General features: G+C 64.2%; 13 protein-coding genes and 1 tRNA gene. 8 read left to right on the top strand and 6 right to left on the bottom strand.

The genetic code is table 11. The features are described 5' to 3' along the window. Window positions 1-2: 2 nt before the first annotated feature. Together H9627_RS09655 and H9627_RS09650 are read left to right on the top strand one after the other, a co-directional pair. Window positions 3-2,639, top strand: coding sequence for an AAA family ATPase (locus tag H9627_RS09655; RefSeq protein WP_191733827.1), 2,637 nt, complete (start codon window positions 3-5; stop codon window positions 2,637-2,639). Further along, a complete protein-coding gene (locus tag H9627_RS09650; RefSeq protein ID WP_191733826.1) occupies window positions 2,636-3,547 on the top strand; it encodes an alpha/beta hydrolase in 912 nt (303 codons plus the stop codon). The genes H9627_RS09655 and H9627_RS09650 overlap by 4 nt, the downstream gene beginning before the upstream one ends. 93 nt (window positions 3,548-3,640) lie before the next feature. Here H9627_RS09650 and H9627_RS09645 read toward each other — a convergent pair whose 3' ends face one another. Beyond that, complete coding sequence (locus H9627_RS09645) at window positions 3,641-4,180, bottom strand: YceI family protein (protein ID WP_191733825.1); 540 nt, start codon at window positions 4,178-4,180, stop codon at window positions 3,641-3,643. Between the two features lie 288 nt (window positions 4,181-4,468). Between H9627_RS09645 and H9627_RS09640 the strand changes: the two genes are divergently transcribed. After that, window positions 4,469-4,957: a MarR family winged helix-turn-helix transcriptional regulator gene (locus tag H9627_RS09640; protein ID WP_191733824.1), complete on the top strand. Its 489-nt coding sequence runs from the start codon at window positions 4,469-4,471 to the stop codon at window positions 4,955-4,957. A 111-nt stretch (window positions 4,958-5,068) separates the two neighbouring features. Continuing rightward, the gene (locus H9627_RS09635; RefSeq protein ID WP_191733823.1) at window positions 5,069-5,317 is read left to right on the top strand and encodes a PspC domain-containing protein; all 249 of its coding nucleotides are present in this window, start codon (window positions 5,069-5,071) and stop codon (window positions 5,315-5,317) included. Window positions 5,318-5,401: 84 nt separating this feature from the next. On the opposite strand, the gene H9627_RS09630 is transcribed toward H9627_RS09635, so the two are convergent. From H9627_RS09630 to H9627_RS09620, 3 genes are all read right to left on the bottom strand, one after another. Next, on the bottom strand, window positions 5,402-5,842 hold the full coding sequence (locus tag H9627_RS09630) for a hypothetical protein (RefSeq protein WP_191733822.1): 441 nt from the start codon (window positions 5,840-5,842) through the stop codon (window positions 5,402-5,404). A 393-nt stretch (window positions 5,843-6,235) separates the two neighbouring features. After that, window positions 6,236-6,308, bottom strand: a tRNA-Arg gene (locus H9627_RS09625). Window positions 6,309-6,391: 83 nt separating this feature from the next. Continuing rightward, window positions 6,392-7,993, bottom strand: coding sequence for an alpha/beta hydrolase (locus tag H9627_RS09620; protein WP_225213714.1), 1,602 nt, complete (start codon window positions 7,991-7,993; stop codon window positions 6,392-6,394). Window positions 7,994-8,139: 146 nt separating this feature from the next. Between H9627_RS09620 and argS the strand changes: the two genes are divergently transcribed. Further along, window positions 8,140-9,792 carry an arginine--tRNA ligase gene (gene argS, locus H9627_RS09615; RefSeq protein ID WP_191733821.1) on the top strand — a complete coding sequence of 551 codons (1,653 nt, stop codon included), beginning with the start codon at window positions 8,140-8,142 and terminating at the stop codon, window positions 9,790-9,792. After that, window positions 9,793-11,190: a diaminopimelate decarboxylase gene (lysA, locus tag H9627_RS09610; RefSeq protein ID WP_191733820.1), complete on the top strand. Its 1,398-nt coding sequence runs from the start codon at window positions 9,793-9,795 to the stop codon at window positions 11,188-11,190. Between the two features lie 64 nt (window positions 11,191-11,254). Here the strand turns inward: lysA and H9627_RS09605 are convergent, their stop codons facing one another. Further along, window positions 11,255-11,893 (bottom strand): hypothetical protein, encoded by a 639-nt coding sequence (locus tag H9627_RS09605; protein WP_191733819.1) that lies wholly within the window; start codon window positions 11,891-11,893, stop codon window positions 11,255-11,257. Between the two features lie 197 nt (window positions 11,894-12,090). Between H9627_RS09605 and H9627_RS09600 the strand changes: the two genes are divergently transcribed. Further along, window positions 12,091-12,753 carry a response regulator transcription factor gene (locus H9627_RS09600; protein ID WP_191733818.1) on the top strand — a complete coding sequence of 221 codons (663 nt, stop codon included), beginning with the start codon at window positions 12,091-12,093 and terminating at the stop codon, window positions 12,751-12,753. 3 nt (window positions 12,754-12,756) lie between these two features. Next, window positions 12,757-15,012, top strand: a complete 2,256-nt coding sequence (locus H9627_RS09595; protein WP_191733817.1) for a sensor histidine kinase — start codon at window positions 12,757-12,759, stop codon at window positions 15,010-15,012. A gap of 5 nt (window positions 15,013-15,017) precedes the next feature. Here the strand turns inward: H9627_RS09595 and H9627_RS09590 are convergent, their stop codons facing one another. Then, window positions 15,018-15,983 carry a PQQ-dependent sugar dehydrogenase gene (locus tag H9627_RS09590; protein ID WP_191733906.1) on the bottom strand — a complete coding sequence of 322 codons (966 nt, stop codon included), beginning with the start codon at window positions 15,981-15,983 and terminating at the stop codon, window positions 15,018-15,020. Window positions 15,984-16,177: the final 194 nt, after the last annotated feature.

Raw genomic sequence — 16,177 nt, 5'->3', positions numbered from 1 at the left:
CCATGCGCATCCACGCCATCACCATCACCAACTTCCGCGCCATCGAGCACCTGGAACTGAAAGACATCCCGGAATCCGGTGTCATCGTCATCCACGGTGACAACGAGAAGGGCAAGTCGTCGATCCTGGAGGCCATCCAGATCGTGCTCACCGAGAAACACACCGCGAAGAACAAGGTGACCAAGCCGGTCAAACCCGTCGACCGGGACGTGCCGGTGCGCATCCGCCTGGACGTCTCGGTGGGGCCGTACCGGATGATCATCACCAAGCAGTTCATCAAATCCCCCTCCTCCGAGCTACAGGTCCTGGAACCCCGGCCGGCCAACTACACCGGCCGGGAGGCGGATACCGCCCTCGATGACATCCTGGAGAGCCACCTCGACCGTTTCCTGCTGGACACCCTGTTCATGCGTCAGGGGGAGGTGGGGGCCGGGATCAACGCCGTGGGCATTCCCTCCCTGACCCAGGCGCTCAACAACCAGGACGGGGAGGGTGGTGATGATGGCACCGAGGACACCGCCCTCATGGCCGCCGTCGAGGCAGAATACGCCCGGTATTTCACCGCCACGGGGAAGAGGGTGAAATCCTATGAAGAGTACTTCACCACGGTGGAGAACCTTGAGAAAAACCTCGATGACGCCCGCGCGGAGATCTCCACGCTGTCTGCCCAGGTCGACCGGGTGGCCCGCCTGGAACGCGAACGCGAGAGCGCCCAGCAGAAACTTCCCGTCGCCGAGGAGGAACTGGTACTGCGACGTTCCGAGCATGAGGCCGCGGTGAAGATCAAGGAACAGGCCGATGATGTGGTCGCGCGTCTGATGCGCGCCGAGGATGACCACCGCCGGGCGGTGAAACAACAGACCGAACGCACGGAGTTGCGCACCCGCGCGGACACCGCCCGGACAGCTGTGGAAGCCCAGCAGGAGAAACTCACCGCCGCCGTGGCCGCCGCGGAGAAGGAGGCAGACGAGATCGCCCGGCGCACGCAGGTGCTCGAGGATGCCCGCGGCGTGGAGGCTGAGGCGGTCAACGCCGTGAGGACAGCCCGGGAGCTGGTGGACAGTCTCACCGCCCGGGCGCGCCGGGAGGAACTGGAGGCCCTGCTGGGTGCTGTTGATGAGGTGAATGACCAGCTCATGACCCTGCGCACCCGACAGGCGGGGGACACCCCGGTGAGCGCGGCGGATATCGACGCACTCCAGCAGGCCACCGAACAGGTGAAGGTCACCCGTGCACTCAGTCAGGCACGCGGTGGCAGCGTCCGGCTCACCGCGACCACAACCAGCGACATCACCATTGATGGACAAACCATCACGATCGACGCCGACGATCACGTCCTCGATCTGGACCATGAGCTGAGCATCACCATCGGCGAGGTCACCGTGGTGGTCGATCCCGGCCGGGAGATTGCCCAGAGTCACCGGGAGCTGATCGCCGCGGAGGCCGATCTTGCGGCCCTGCTCGACACACTCCAGGTGGACGACGTGGAACAGCTGCGCCTGCGACTGGCGGAGCAGCAGAAACTTGCCAGCGACATCGACGCACTGGCCCGGGAATGCGCCCGGATCATCGGTGATCGTGACATCGATGGACTCCGTGCGGAATACGCGGCCCTGGCGGACCAGCAGGGGGAGGCCACCACCGACCTCACCCTCGCCGACGCCACCACCGCGCTCACCGCGGCGCAGGAACACCGCGACCGGGCCGCCGAGGACACCAAGCTTGCCGACGCCGCCCTCGACGCCCTGCGTCAACGCCCCGCCGACCGGGAACTCACGATCCTGCGCACCCAGCTCGAGGGCCTGGAATCCACCGCCACCGCGACCCGCGATGATCTGGACCGGGCGGTGGAGGAGAACAGCGATGACGACCTCACCCGGGCGGTGGAGGAGAAACTGGGCGAGCTCACCCGCATCAGGGCCGAGAAGGAGGAGATCGACGCCCAGCTTAAGAAGTCCGATCCCGTCACCGCCGAGGTGATGCTGCAGGCGGCTGAGGCCAATGTGCAGTCCTACCGTGATGTCCTGTCCACCACCGCGGTGGAACTGGCGCGCCTGGAAAGCCACATCGAACAGGCCGCGGGTGCCTCGGAACGTCACGCCCAGGCCTACGCCGCACTGGAGGCAGCCGAACACCGGCTGGCCTCCCAGCAGCGGCGCGCCCGGGCGGCGGAACGCCTGCGCGAGGTGATGATCCGGCACCGGGAGAGTTCCCGCAAACGCTACGCCGCCCCCTTCGCCGACAAACTCGCGCGCCTGGCCGCCCGGGTATTCGGCGAGGAGACCGGTTTCGATCTGGATGAACAACTGTGCATCTCCACCAGATCCATCGGCCCGCGCACCGTCAACCTGGACCATCTCTCCGGAGGGGCCCAGGAACAGCTGGCCATCCTCACCCGGTTCGCCATCGCCGATCTGGTGGCGGATTCCTCCACCCACGGGGTGGTGCCGGTGTTCATCGACGATGCCCTCGGCAGCACCGACCCGGAGCGCCTGACCCGCATCTCCACCCTCTTCGGGGAGGCCGGCCGGGACAGCCAGGTGTTCGTCCTCACCTGTGTACCGGAGCGGTACAACTACGTCTCACCGAAGGTCATGCATGACATCGACAGTCTGAAAACAGTACCGTCGATTCTATGAGACTGCACCCTGATGCCCGCCGGTTTCTCCAGGTCACAGCCGACAATCCCGAACTGGACACCCGCACGCCTGAGGAGAACCGGGCTGCCACCGAGGCCGGCGCCGCGGTGGGTGGGATTCCTGCACCGGTGGCCAGGGTGGAGGACATCCTGCTTGGTGGTGTCGCGGTCCGTGTCTACCACCCGACATGGCCGGTGGCGGATGCCCCCGTCTTCGTGTTCTGCCACGGTGGGGGCTGGTTGGTGGGGGATATCAACACCCACGATGCCCTGTGTCGGGACATCGCCACTGCCAGCGGGGTGGTCTGTATCAGCGTGGGATACCGGCGTGCACCCGAACACCCTTTCCCGGTGGCGGTGGAGGACACCCTCGCGGTGGTGACCACCATCCTGGAGGGCCGCAGTGGGTTACCCGTCGACCCGCGACGTGTTGCCGTCGGCGGGGCCAGTGCTGGTGGCAACCTGGCGGCCGTCGTCGCGCAAGAGCTGCGTGAGCGGATCAGTTTTCAGGTGCTCATCTACCCCGTGATGGACCTGTCCACCTTCGACACCGATAGCCACCGGGAGTTCGCCGAGGGATTCTTCCTCACCCGTCGTCGTCTTGAGTACTTCTACCGGGCCTACGCCTCCACCCATGACCGCACGGACCCACGCCTCTCACCCGGACGACAATCTGACCTGACCGGCCTGCCACCCATGCTCATGATCACCGCGGAATGTGATCCGCTCCGGGATGAGTGCGACGCCTATGTCGATGCCGTACAACGCGCCGGGGGAGAGGTGACCGCGGTGTGTTTCCGGGGCCAGGTGCACCCCTTCGTCAACGCAGCCGCGCTCATTGCCGACGCCCACGTGGCGCGCAGGCTCATCGGTGTCGAGCTGAAAGCCCGGTTGGGTGTTCCCGGGTAGGAACCTTCCGGCGTCGACGAGCACAGACAAACACAAAAGGCCACGTCCCGTATAACGGGGACGTGGCCTTCGAGTGGCTGAACGGGGGAGGCTTTAGGCCTGCTTGATGCCGGAGCCGTCGATCTGGATCTTGATCTCCTCGGAGACCAGGACACCACCGGTGTTCAGGGGTGCCTGCCAGTCAACACCGAAGTCCTTGCGGTTGATCTTGGTGGTGGCCTCGAAGCCCATGCGGATGTTGCCGAATGGATCCTCAGCAACGCCACCGACCTCAACGTCGAGGGTGACGGACTTGGTGGTCTCCTTGATGGTGAGGTCACCGGTGACGGTGCCCTCGTTCTCGTTCCTGATGTTGAAGGAGGTCGCCACGAAGGTGATCTCGGGGAACTTCTCCACGCCGAAGAAGTCATCGCCCTTGACGTGGCCATCGCGGTCCGCGTTGCCGGTGGTGAGGGAGTCGGACTTGATGACGACCTTGGCGGAGGAGTTCTCCGGGTTGTCGGTGTCGACAACGATGTTGGAGTCGAATTCGGTGAACTTGCCGGTCACCTTGGTCACCATTGCGTGGCGGGCCACGAACTTGATCTCGGTGTGGGCGGGGTCCAGGGTCCAGGTACCGTTCAGGTTGGTCATTTCATATCCTTCGTGTTGTTTTTGTGTCACCGGAGGTTTAGCCCCGGCCATGTTCACGGTTACCGATCATCTCGGGTGGTTGCCGTTGTGATCGGTTCGTCATCCATTATGGGCCACGTTTGGTGACGTGTCAACAAGAACGGCAAATTAGTTGATGCTTCAACTTAAAACTGCTGGTGGGGCCGTGAATAAAAATGGATGAGCGTGGGATTTTCTTTTACCGGTCATGTGGGTGGGGTTGGGGCGGGCCTTTGAAAGAACGCTCCGAGCAGGGCTAAGGTGTATGACATGACAACACCTAGATGGCTCAATGATGAGGAGCAGAAGCTCTGGCGGCTGATCCTCGCCGCAACGCGCAAGATGGATCGCACCCTCGATGAGACCCTCCAGGCTGACCATGAACTGACCTCCTCCGAGTACTCCGTATTGGTATCCCTGTCCGAGGCAGGGGACCGGGAGATGCGACTTCGCGATCTCTGTATCGCACTGGAGTGGGACCGCAGCCGTACCTCCCACCAGATCACCCGCATGGATAAGAAGGGCCTGGTGGCCAAGGTGAAGTGTGAGGGGGATGCCCGCGGCGTGATCGTGGAGCTCACCCCCGAGGGTGAACGCAGACTCAAACAGGCGGTGCCGGCGCATGTGGAGACCGTGCGTCGCCTCGTCTTCGATCCCATGGAACCGGGGCAGGCGGATGTGCTGCGCGCTTATCTCACCGCGGCCCTCAACTCCGGTGCATGTGATGCCACGGATAAGGTCGACGCACTCGACAGCTAGCCTCGGCGTTCCCTAGGGGATAAATGGGGGGCCATCCCCGATGCGCCCACGCCGCTGCGCGGGGACACTGGTGGGTAGAAGAAAACACCCATCAGCATGAAGGAGCAGGTCATGACGACCCCCAACAACCAGAACAATTCTTTTGACAAGGCGCTCAACACCGCCTCGTCCCATGCCCGCCGGCTCCACCGCAGCCCCACCGATAAGTGGATCGGTGGCGTGGCAGGTGGCCTCGCCGAAACTTACGGATGGAATCCCATGCTGGTCAGGCTGGTCTTTGTGGCCACCCTGCTGATCCCGCTTCCGGGGTCACAGGTTCTCATGTACCTGCTCGCGTGGTTGATCATCCCGAAGCGCTAGACCGCGGGCGGAATACATGAAACCCGCGCACTGACTAACCAGATGGTCGGTCGGTGCGCGGGTTTTGTGCGTCTTGCCCGGAGGCTAGTCCACCGGCAGACTGAGACGGCTGACGCTGCGGCTGAGACGTTCCACGGATTCCTGATCACCCGAGTACAGGTCCTGCAGTGCCCAGGTCTTCTTCGGGGAGAGCATCTCGAACAGGGAGCTGATGGTCTGGGAACCATCCAGCTCATTGAGGTCACTGCCGCTGAGTGTCAGGACGGACAGGGTGAAGGGGGAGGGGTTGATGAAGGGCACCATCACAGTGGAGGCGCCGTTCTCGAAGTGCTCGAGGGCGTCGGTGCGCACATCGGCGAGGAGGGCTGCGGAGGTGGCGGGGACCATGGGGGTCTGTGGACCCAGGCAGTCTTCGGAGATGAGGTCTTCGCGGATCCACTGCTGGTTGAGCGCCCTCAAATAAACGGTGGCGGTCAGGAGACGGAGCTCGGTGGTGCGCTTCTCTGCTGTACTACGAAATCTCACGATAAACCTTCCAAAATCCAAGTGGCTGATGTCAGGAATCCGCTGCTTAGAGGCACAGTATCCCTCAACCGTTTCTCAAGCGGAACTTCAGAAACTAAATCCACATCACAGGGAGTGAAATGGGCCACACCCTAATGCCATCAAACTCTAACGCAATTGCCATGGATAGGCACCTATCCGATCCGGATGGTGACAAACGCCATATACCTATCAACTGACATACGCAAAGCCAATATAACGAAACGATTTCGTTTCTCACAAACTAGCAGACATATCCGGATTCCGGTCACACGCCACACGGTGTGCTTGATCACCACGGGTAAAACACCGACACCGCCGTGCCTACATTGAAGTAGTCCACGACGGTGCCGATGTGTATTGCCAGTTTTTCTGTGCCCCCGATAGGAGTCGAACCTACGACCTTCGGTACCGGAAACCGGTGCTCTATCCACTGAGCTACGGAGGCGAACCGCCATCGCGGACAAGGTGGATCACCACTGTCCGACGACAACGGTGTAATGCTATCACCATCGGTTGTGGGTAGGTCAATCAGGGGGTCGGTAGGTATCCCGGAAGGGAGGTCACACCGGGATTTCCGGAGCGCAGATACCCGATCATTGCGCCGGAGACAGCCGGGTTCTGGGTGCCAACGGCCTGGCCGTGACCGGGGCCGTCGACGGTCAGGACATGCGCCCCCATGGCCTGGGCCAGCTCGCCGTGGAGGTGGTACGGGGTCTGGGGGTCACGGGTGCCCTGGATGAGCAGGGGCTGCACCTCGAGCTGGGATCCGTCCAGGGGCTGCACCCCGCTGGTGGGTGTGAGCCCGGAGCAGGCCATGCCGGAGGAGAAATAGGTGGAGGTGGCGGAGAAGATGTCCCCGGTGACCAGTCCGGTCCAGGCCGCACGGGGGATCTCCAGCGGGTTGGGGGCCACGGAGTTCTCATTACACATGACCAAACGCTGCATGTTGACCGCATTGCTCATCACCAGCTGGGTCTGCTCATCAGCGGACAGCTGGGCCAGATCGGGCACGGGCTCCTCGCCGGAGACCGCCCGCGCGAGGTTGGGCCAGGTGGAGGGCTGCGGGATGGTGGCCTGGGTGATGATGAGCAGCGGACTCATCGCCTGGTTGGCCCCCGGATTGAGCAGCTGCGTGGCCAGGCCCTGCAGGGCCACGCCGGTCGGTGCCACTGCCGTGACCACATCGGCCCCCATCTGTCCGGAGGAGGCGAAGGCCGGCGGGATATCACCGATGCGGGCGGGTGGGGGAGCCACGGTGGGGTTCGTGCCGGACTCCGCGACGATGCGGTTGGACCATGCTTGATATACCGCCAGTGGTGTCTCGCCCAGTCCGTAGACCTCATGGTGATCCGCAGCCCAGGTGAAGAAGTCGTGCAGGGCGTTGATATAGCCCTGTTCCTGGGCGGCCATCACGCCGTTCCAGCTCAGGCCCGGTGCCATGGCGGAATCCAGAACCACCCGGTTGGTGTGGGCGGGGTAGCGGGTGGCGTAGACCGACCCCAGGTAGGTGCCGTAGGACAATCCGAGGATGGAGATCTTCTCCTCGCCGAGCGCACGACGCACCATCTCCCAGTCATTGGCGGTGTTGTCGGTGGTCAGGCTGGAGGTGTACCCCGGGGTGCCCAGCTCACAGGAGTCACGGACGAAGGCGCCGGCCTGGGTGATCATGCGCAGTTCGTCATATCCCGGTGCAGGGGTGGAACAATCCACCGGGGTGGAACCGATGAGGCCACGGGGCTGGACGGCCACCAGATCCCATTCGTTGTAGAGCTCCGCAGGCCACTCCATGGCGGTGTTGCCGAAGAAGGAATAGGCATCCCCTCCGGGGCCACCGGCGTTGCCGAAGATCACACCCCGCCTGGCGGCCTGATCGCGCGCCGGGATCTGCACAAACCCGACCGAGATCTCACCGGCGGCGGGATCCGAGTAGTGCATGGGCACCTCGATGCGTCCACACTGCGCGGTGGGGATGTCCACCTGGGGTGGGCACTCCTCCCAGGTGATCGATTCCCCGGTGCCCGTCGGGGACTGCTGGGCGCTGGCCACCGGGGCCACCACACCCGCCGCGATCACGGTCGCGGACAGGAGGGAGAGCACGCTGTTTCGCACACGGTTTGTGGCAGTAACCATCCATAACTCCAATGCTTGGGATTTCGTGTGAGAGTCTATAGCGCAGGCAGGGTTTGTGATACCCCACACTGTTAAATGAGCTGGGTGGCCCTTAAGAACACCCTGTATTCTGTGCATATGGTGGGGCTCGGCTAGAATTTCTCCCCATGACACCAGCTGATCTTGCCACACTGATCAAGCAGACCGCGGTTGAGGTTCTCACCTCCCGTGATCTGGACGCCTCCATGCTCCCCGAGCAGATCGTGGTTGAGCGTCCCCGTAACCCCGAGCACGGTGACTACGCCACCAACGTCGCCCTGCAGGTGGCCAAGAAGGTCGGCGTGAACCCCCGCGATCTGGGCACCTGGCTCGCCGAGGCGCTTGCCGCCGATGACAGCATCGATTCCGCGGAGATCGCCGGCCCCGGGTTCATCAACATCCGCCTGGCAGCAGCCGCGCAGGGTGAGATCGTGGCGAAGATCCTGGAGCAGGGCGAGAAGTTCGGCACCTCCGACCACCTGTCGCACCTGGATGTGAACCTGGAGTTCGTCTCCGCGAACCCCACCGGCCCGATCCACCTGGGTGGTACCCGCTGGGCCGCGGTGGGCGATTCCCTGGGCCGTGTGCTCGAGGCCGCCGGCGCGAAGGTCACCCGCGAGTACTACTTCAATGACCACGGCCGCCAGATCGACCGTTTCGCCCTGTCGCTGCTGGCAGCGGCGAAGGGGGAGCCCACCCCCGAGGACGGTTACGGTGGGGAGTACATCCGGGAGATCGCAGACGCCATCGTCGCAAAGCACCCGGATGCCCTGGACCGTACCCCGGAGGAGACCCAGGAGCTGTTCCGCTCCGAGGGCGTGGAGATGATGTTCACCCACATCCGCGAATCGCTGCATGAATTCGGCACCGATTTCGATGTGTACTTCCACGAGAACTCCCTGTTCGAATCCGGCGCCGTGGACCGTGCCGTGCAGACACTCAAGGACAACGGCAACCTCTACGAATCCGACGGTGCCTGGTGGTTGCGCTCCACCGACTTCGGTGACGACAAGGACCGTGTGGTCATCAAATCCGATGGGGATGCCGCCTACATCGCCGGTGACATCGCCTACGCGCAGGACAAGTTCGAGCGCGGCCACAACCTCAACATCTACATGCTGGGCGCCGACCACCACGGCTACATCGCCCGCCTCAAGGCAGCGGCCGCCGCCCTGGGCTACGCCCCGGAGGGTGTGGAGGTGCTCATCGGCCAGATGGTCAACCTGCTGCGCGACGGCAAGGCTGTGCGCATGTCCAAGCGTGCCGGCACCGTGGTCACCCTCGACGACCTGGTCGAGGCCATCGGCATCGACGCCGCCCGCTACTCCCTGATCCGCTCCTCGGTGGACTCCTCCCTGGACATCGATCTCGGCCTGTGGGAATCCCAGTCCTCGGACAACCCGGTGTACTACGTGCAGTACGGTCACGCCCGTCTGTGCTCGATCGCCCGCAAGGCCGTCGACCTCGGCGTCACCTACGAGGACGCGGACCTGTCCCTGCTCACCCATGACCGCGAGGGTGATCTCATCCGCACCCTGGGTGAATTCCCCGCCGTCATCCGTGCCGCGGCCGATCTGCGTGAACCGCACCGCATTGCCCGCTACGCTGAGGAACTGGCCGGTACCTTCCACCGTTTCTACGATTCCTGCCAGATCCTGCCCAAGGCCGATGAGGAGAAGGCGCCGATCCACGCGGCCCGTCTGGCCCTCGCCGCCGCCACCCGCCAGACCTTGGCCAACGCCCTCGCGCTGGTCGGAGTATCCGCACCGGAGAAGATGTAAATGACCGCTGAGACAGAAACAGGCGTCCCAGGCGTCCAAGGCACACCAGGCACCCCAGGCGAGCCAGCCGCCGACCAGTTCAACGAGCTGCCCGCCCATGTCTGGCCACGCAACGCCGTGCGCCAGGAGGACGGTGTGGTCACCGTCGCCGGTGTCCCCCTGCCGGACCTGGCCGAGGAATACGGCACCCCGCTATTCGTAGTGGATGAGGATGATTTCCGTGCCCGCTGCCGTGACATGGCCTCCGCCTTCGGTGGTCCGGATCGCGTCCACTACGCCTCCAAGGCCTTCCTGAGCAAGACGGTCGCCCGCTGGGTCGACGAGGAGGGGCTGTCCCTGGACATCGCCTCCGGAAATGAGCTCGGTGTCGCCCTGGCCGCCGGTTTCCCCGGTGGGCGCATCACTGCGCACGGTAACAACAAGGACGCCGATTTCCTGCGGGCCTGCGTGCGCAACAACCTGGGCCACGTGGTGCTGGACTCCGCGCAGGAACTCGAGCTGCTGGACTACATCGCCGCTGGTGAGGGCAGGGTTCAGCCTGTGCTGATCCGGGTGAAGCCGGGCATCGAGGCCCATACCCATGAGTTCATCGCCACCAGCCACGAGGACCAGAAATTCGGTTTCTCCCTGGCCTCCGGTGCAGCCTTCGATGCGGCGCGTGCCGCCGTGAACGCCGAGAACCTCGAGCTGGTCGGCCTGCACTGCCACGTCGGTTCCCAGGTGTTCGACGCGCAGGGCTTCTCCCTGGCCGCGGAACGTGTCCTGGAGCTGTACTCCCGCATCCACGATGAGCTGGGTGTCACCCTCGCAGAGCTGGATCTGGGGGGTGGTTACGGCATCGCCTACACCGCCGAGGAGAAACCCCTCAACGTCGCCGAGGTTGCGCACGATCTGCTCACCGCCGTGGGCAAGACCGCCGCCGAGCTGGGTATCGAGGCACCCACCGTGCTGGTCGAGCCCGGTCGTGCCATCGCCGGCCCGTCCGCCGTCACCGTCTATGAGGTGGGCACCATCAAGGATGTCGACGTCGATGATGAGACCACCCGCCGGTATATCTCTGTTGACGGTGGCATGTCCGACAACATCCGTCCGGCGCTTTATGGATCGGAATACGATGCCCGCGTGGTCTCCCGGTTCACGGAGGGGGCGACCACCAACACCCGCGTGGTGGGATCCCACTGTGAGTCCGGTGACATCCTCATCAACGAGGCGACCTACCCCTCGGATATCCACACCGGCGACCTGCTGGCACTGGCCGCCACCGGCGCGTACTGCTACGCCATGAGCTCGCGCTATAACGCCTTCGCCCGTCCCGCCGTGGTGTCCGTGCGCGCGGGCGCCGCGAAGCTGATGCTGCGCCGCGAGACCCTCGACGACATCCTCTCCCTCGAGGTCTAGAACAACGCTTGTCGACGCACACCGCCACCACCCCTGACCGGGGTGGTGGCGGTGTGTTCCCTATCTAGGAGCTGCCGAGGGAGAGCATGGAAGACCCGGAGGAACCGGTGCCGGCGTTGAGATCCGCCTCAACCTGCAGGGCGAGATCAGCGTTCTCGCCGTCAGCGCACGCCTGATAAACGGTGTCGAATGTTTCGTTGATGCTGCCGGCGACCCGCGCGGTTTCCGGGTAGACATCGGCATCCACGGTCGCCAGCCAGAACACTGCCACGCCGAGCTCACGGATTGCCGCCGCCTCCTCACGGTCGATCTCGTCGGTGACATCACCGGAAGTGATGGAGTCAACGCCCAGGAACATGGCAAGACCCAGCTGTTCCTCGGTGAGACCGGAGCCCATGAGCCCGAGGAAGTGGAGCTGCGCCTTGGCCAGATTGGTGTTGGAGGGGTCGTTGACGGCCGTGCGGTAGCTGGAGAAGTAGTCCTTGATCTGGCGTGAGGCGGATGGGGCCTGAGCCAGAAGATCCTTTTCCACTGCATTCGCAACGGCCACCCGGATGGTCTTGCTCTCGCGTTCAGTGAAGGTGATATTGCAGGTATCACCGTTGACCCGGACCTGGACCGCGGAGGCAACTGGCGCCGCGACGGTGGCAATGATCATAGTGGCCGCAGCGACAAGGCTGACAGTCGTCTTGGAGAGTTTCATGATTTTTCCATTCTGATCTACTTCGGGGAAAGAGCGGGTGCGATCCGATGGGTCAACCCACTTTCACCGTATGGATCCGGGCAGATTCGAACCAGACCCTATTTCAGGGGGCGATGAAAACCCCCGGAGGGGGAGCGTAGCTGTGACGCTGGACCATTCACGCAGCCGGGCAATTGCACACCTGCTACATTTTTCTTATGACATTGAATGTCCTGGCGGTTGATGATCACGAGGTTGCACTTGCTGGCATTGATGCCATTCTGCGCTCCAGCGATGACTGCACCCTGGTGGGTTCGTTTTCCACGGCGGATGAGGCCTGTCGTTTCATCCGCTCCCGGGATGATGTCCGCATTGACATCACCCTGCTTGACCTACGCCTGGCGGACAACTCGGACCCATTTGCCAACGTGCAGAGCTTCTGTGGATTGGGCATACCGGTGCTGATCTTCTCCTCCCTGGAGGACCCCTACCTGGCGCGTCGTGCCCTGCATGCCGGATCCGCGGGGGTGTTGGAGAAATCCGCCAGTGCCCTCGAACTCAATCAGGCGATCGTGACCATCTGCGGGGGTAACACCCTGGCCAACGCGGAGTGGGCGAGCGTGATCGACTCTGATCCGTGCCTGGTTCGAGTGGACCTGTCGCCACGTCAACGGGAAGTCCTTGAGCTCTATGCCTCCGGGGAGTCCGCCAAACGCGTGGCCACCATCCTGGGTCTGTCGGTGGAAACGGTGCAGGACTATATCAACCGGATCCGGTACAAATACGCACAGACCGGCCGTCCGGCGAACACCAAGGTGGAGATGTTCCAGCGGGCGCAGGAGGATGGTTTCCTGCCCGGACCGCTCGGACCCATCGCGTAAGCCATGGCGCCCCAGGTGCTGAGCAGCGGCTCCCTTCCGGAGGAATTCTTCGCGGCCGGGCTCACCACACCGGAGGGGGACCTCTCGGGAAAGGTGCAGCAACGGTTCCACGAACTGCGCACCGCCACGGTCTCCCTGCTGCGTGTCATCGCGATCGGTGGCGGATTGTCCTGGGTGCTGTTGCTCCTCTACTCGTCAGGCACCCTGCTCGATCCGGTGGGGACCTTCTTCCGGAATCTCCTGCTTGCCCTGTCGGCACTGCTCCTGCTGGCGGGCCTGGTGAAATGGGAGCGGTATTATCAGCCGTTGATGGCAGCTGCCGCGCTGACGTATTTCGCCCTGTTGGCCGTGCACGCGGGGTGTCTTCTGGTCATGGGGGAATCGCCCCTGACGCAGCTGCGCCTGGGGGATTATTCGGCCCTGCCCGCGGCGTTGTTCGTGGCATCCTGGCCCGGGTTGCCCGCGGTGATGATCGCCCTGACAGCTGTGTCCGTCGCCGCGGCCGTGAACCTCGGCACCCCACCCGGTTTCACCCTGCTGATAGAGGTGCTCCACGCACTGGCGCCCGTGGTGCCCTTTGTGATCGTGGTGTCCCGTGGCCTGAACACCACCCGCACCATTGACCTGGCTGCCTCCCGCACCTACCGGGATGCGCTGGTGCTCGCCCGCCAGAAGACCCTGGGCGAGCTGGAGACCCGATTCCTCGCCTTCATCCATGATCATGTGTTGACCCAGCTCTCCGCCATCTGGCGTGGCACCCTCAGCCCGGATCCGCAGCACATCATCGGGGAGATCAACCACACCGGCGCCGACACCCTGGACAGTCTCGGTGATATGAGTTTCACCGACGCGGTCCACCAGATCAGCGCGGCGGTTCTATCGGAGTATCCAGACACCGGTATCATCCTCGACCGGGTTGACGTGCCCGATGCGTGTCTCCCGGCAACCACCGTTGCCGCGCTGGTGGACGCCCTGCGACAGGGTGGGGCGAACGTCGCACAGCACGCCCCCGGTAGCTCAGCCCGGTTGAGCTTCGATCTGGATCCCGACCGGTTCACCGTGACGCTTGCCGACGACGGCCCCGGATTCGACCCGGCGGGCCTATCACCGGACCGTGCGGGCATCCGGGTCAGCATCCTCGGCCGTCTGGACCGGACCCCCGGTGCCTCGGCACAGGTGCACAGCGCGCCGGGTGAGGGATGCGTCATCCACGTGGTGTGGGACCGCCAACGGCAGGAATCCCATGTGGATGCCAATATGGACTCCCTGCCGTCGGTGTATGAATCCATGGGTTTCTCGGATATCTTCCGCCCCGGCCCCGCGGTGGTGGTGTGGTTGCTGTTTGTCGCGATGTCCACCTTCAACGACCATCCCCGCCCGGTGCTGTGGCTGCTGTCCCTCCTCGCCGCGGCGGGGGCGCTGTGGTGCCTGATCCAGCAACCCCTGAAACGCCTGCCGGACCGGTATACCACCGCTGCTTGTGTCTCCATCTGGGTGTTCTACGCGCTGGCGATCGGGGAGAACACCGCCGACGAGGACACCTGGCCGTTTTTCTGGGCACCGTGGGTGGCACTGCTGCTCAGCGCCTACCTGGCTATGCGCAACCGACCACTGGCGGGGTGGACCGCATGGATCGGATGCATGATCATCGGGCAGCTCTTCGTTTGGGCCGGATTCCAGTCGGATTACATTGACCCCTCAGTGTCCTGGACCCACTCCCTCGTGCTGATCCCTGCCTCCATCCTGCCGTGGATGGTCAAGCGGATCTCGGACGGTTTACCACTGCTGATCGCCGAACGACGCACCAGCGCCGCAACCGCCGCGGTTGAACTGACCCGCGAGCGGTTCCTCGAGGACGCCCGAGACTGGTTATCCACGCGCATCACCATGCTGTTTACCGACACCCTCACCCCCGACGAGACCCGCGTGGCCGCACACCTGCTGGAACAACGCCTCCGCGATTCGATCCGGTCACCCGCACTCGACCGGCCGACGATCTCCGCGGCCACCTGGGATGCCCGCCTCCGCGGTGTGCGGGTGAAGCTTCTCGACGATTATTCCACCGCCCACACCACCCGCCGCGGGGCCGACCCCCACCCGCGCATCACGGACGTGGAGGACACCCTCACCGGGGTACTCCGTCACGCCACGGCAGGGGACACCGTGGTGGCCCGCCTCCTGCCCGCCGGCCGTGATGCCTCCGCCACCATCCTGCACCGGCAGCAGGACACCGGCGAATCCCGGACGGTGCGGATTTGACCCCGTTACCTCATCCCGGGGATGTCAGCGGGATCAATGCGCAACATCCGGTCATCACCCGGGGTTGGGGAGCCACGGCCGTCGGTGTTGTTGGTCAGTACCAGCAGGGTGCCGTCCGGGGCGGTCACCACATCCCGTAGGCGCCCGAATTCGCCGTCGAGAAGCACCCGGGAGGTGTTCGGGGCGGCCAGCGGGATCTGCCGCAGGGACTGGCCACGCAGATTGGCGACAAAGATGGACTCCCCGACGATCGTCATCCCGCTGGGGCTGGCCTCCGCGGGACGCCACTGCTGGATCGGGTCAATGAAACCGTCGCGGTTGGCGATCCCCTCGACCACCGGCCACCCATAGTTACCGCCGGGGGTGATGATGTTGAGTTCATCCCAGGTGCTCTGCCCGAACTCTGAGGAGTACATGGTGCCGTCCGCGTCCCAGGCGATACCCTGAGGATTGCGATGCCCCATGCTGTAGACGGGACTGCCCGGGACGGGATTATCCGCGGGGATAGCCCCCTCCGGGGTGATGCGCAGAATCTTCCCGGCCAGGGAGGTCTCATCCTGGGCATTATCGCGCTCGTTGACATCCCCGGTGGTGGCGTAGAGCATCCCATCGGGACCGAAGGCGATGCGCCCTCCGTTATGGGTGCTGGCGCTGGGGATGGAGTCCAGGATCACCTCAGGATCGCCGGCGCTGAGCGCGCCGGGCTCACCGGTGAGTGGGAACCGGACGATCCGGTTGTCCCCTGCGGTGGTGTAGTAGGTGTAGAGGAAATCCTCCTGCACCGCCAACCCCAACAGGCCCCCCTCACCACCGGGCTGGGCATCCCGTATCTCCGTCACCGTCCGGGTGCCACCGTCGGCTGTGACCTCCAGGATCCGGGCGGTGTCCCGCTCGCTGATCAGGGCTGTTGAACCGTGAAAGGCCACTGACCACGGGGCCTGGAGATCAGTGGCCACATCCACCGTCTCCACCGGGATGGGTGCGGATGATCCCGGGCTGGAGCCTGAGGAACCGGGGCTGGAAATAACCGCCGTGGAGGTGTCCACGGTGGAGGATCCCACCGTGCTGCCGGACGATCCCATGCCACAGGCGTTGAGCAGGGTCAGGGCGCTGATACAGAACGTGGCGATCGGGGTGGAGCGGAGCATGTGGGGAAACCTCCGGT

This window comes from Corynebacterium gallinarum (assembly GCF_014837045.1).
In the GTDB taxonomy this organism is placed as follows: domain Bacteria; phylum Actinomycetota; class Actinomycetes; order Mycobacteriales; family Mycobacteriaceae; genus Corynebacterium; species Corynebacterium gallinarum.
Note: the sequence above shows the minus strand (reverse complement) of the source record. Positions and strands in the feature narration are given on the sequence as shown.

What these genes read in the sequence shown, in the direction of transcription:
- H9627_RS09605 (WP_191733819.1), bottom strand. Translation starts at nt 11,893, where the DNA reads ATGAAACTCTCCAAGACGACTGTCAGCCTTGTCGCTGCGGCCACTATG.
- H9627_RS09635 (WP_191733823.1), top strand. Translation starts at nt 5,069, where the DNA reads ATGACGACCCCCAACAACCAGAACAATTCTTTTGACAAGGCGCTCAAC.
- lysA (WP_191733820.1), top strand. Translation starts at nt 9,793, where the DNA reads ATGACCGCTGAGACAGAAACAGGCGTCCCAGGCGTCCAAGGCACACCA.
- H9627_RS09645 (WP_191733825.1), bottom strand. Translation starts at nt 4,180, where the DNA reads ATGACCAACCTGAACGGTACCTGGACCCTGGACCCCGCCCACACCGAG.
- argS (WP_191733821.1), top strand. Translation starts at nt 8,140, where the DNA reads ATGACACCAGCTGATCTTGCCACACTGATCAAGCAGACCGCGGTTGAG.
- H9627_RS09620 (WP_225213714.1), bottom strand. Translation starts at nt 7,993, where the DNA reads ATGGTTACTGCCACAAACCGTGTGCGAAACAGCGTGCTCTCCCTCCTG.
- H9627_RS09640 (WP_191733824.1), top strand. Translation starts at nt 4,469, where the DNA reads ATGACAACACCTAGATGGCTCAATGATGAGGAGCAGAAGCTCTGGCGG.
- H9627_RS09595 (WP_191733817.1), top strand. Translation starts at nt 12,757, where the DNA reads ATGGCGCCCCAGGTGCTGAGCAGCGGCTCCCTTCCGGAGGAATTCTTC.
- H9627_RS09600 (WP_191733818.1), top strand. Translation starts at nt 12,091, where the DNA reads ATGACATTGAATGTCCTGGCGGTTGATGATCACGAGGTTGCACTTGCT.
- H9627_RS09655 (WP_191733827.1), top strand. Translation starts at nt 3, where the DNA reads ATGCGCATCCACGCCATCACCATCACCAACTTCCGCGCCATCGAGCAC.
- H9627_RS09650 (WP_191733826.1), top strand. Translation starts at nt 2,636, where the DNA reads ATGAGACTGCACCCTGATGCCCGCCGGTTTCTCCAGGTCACAGCCGAC.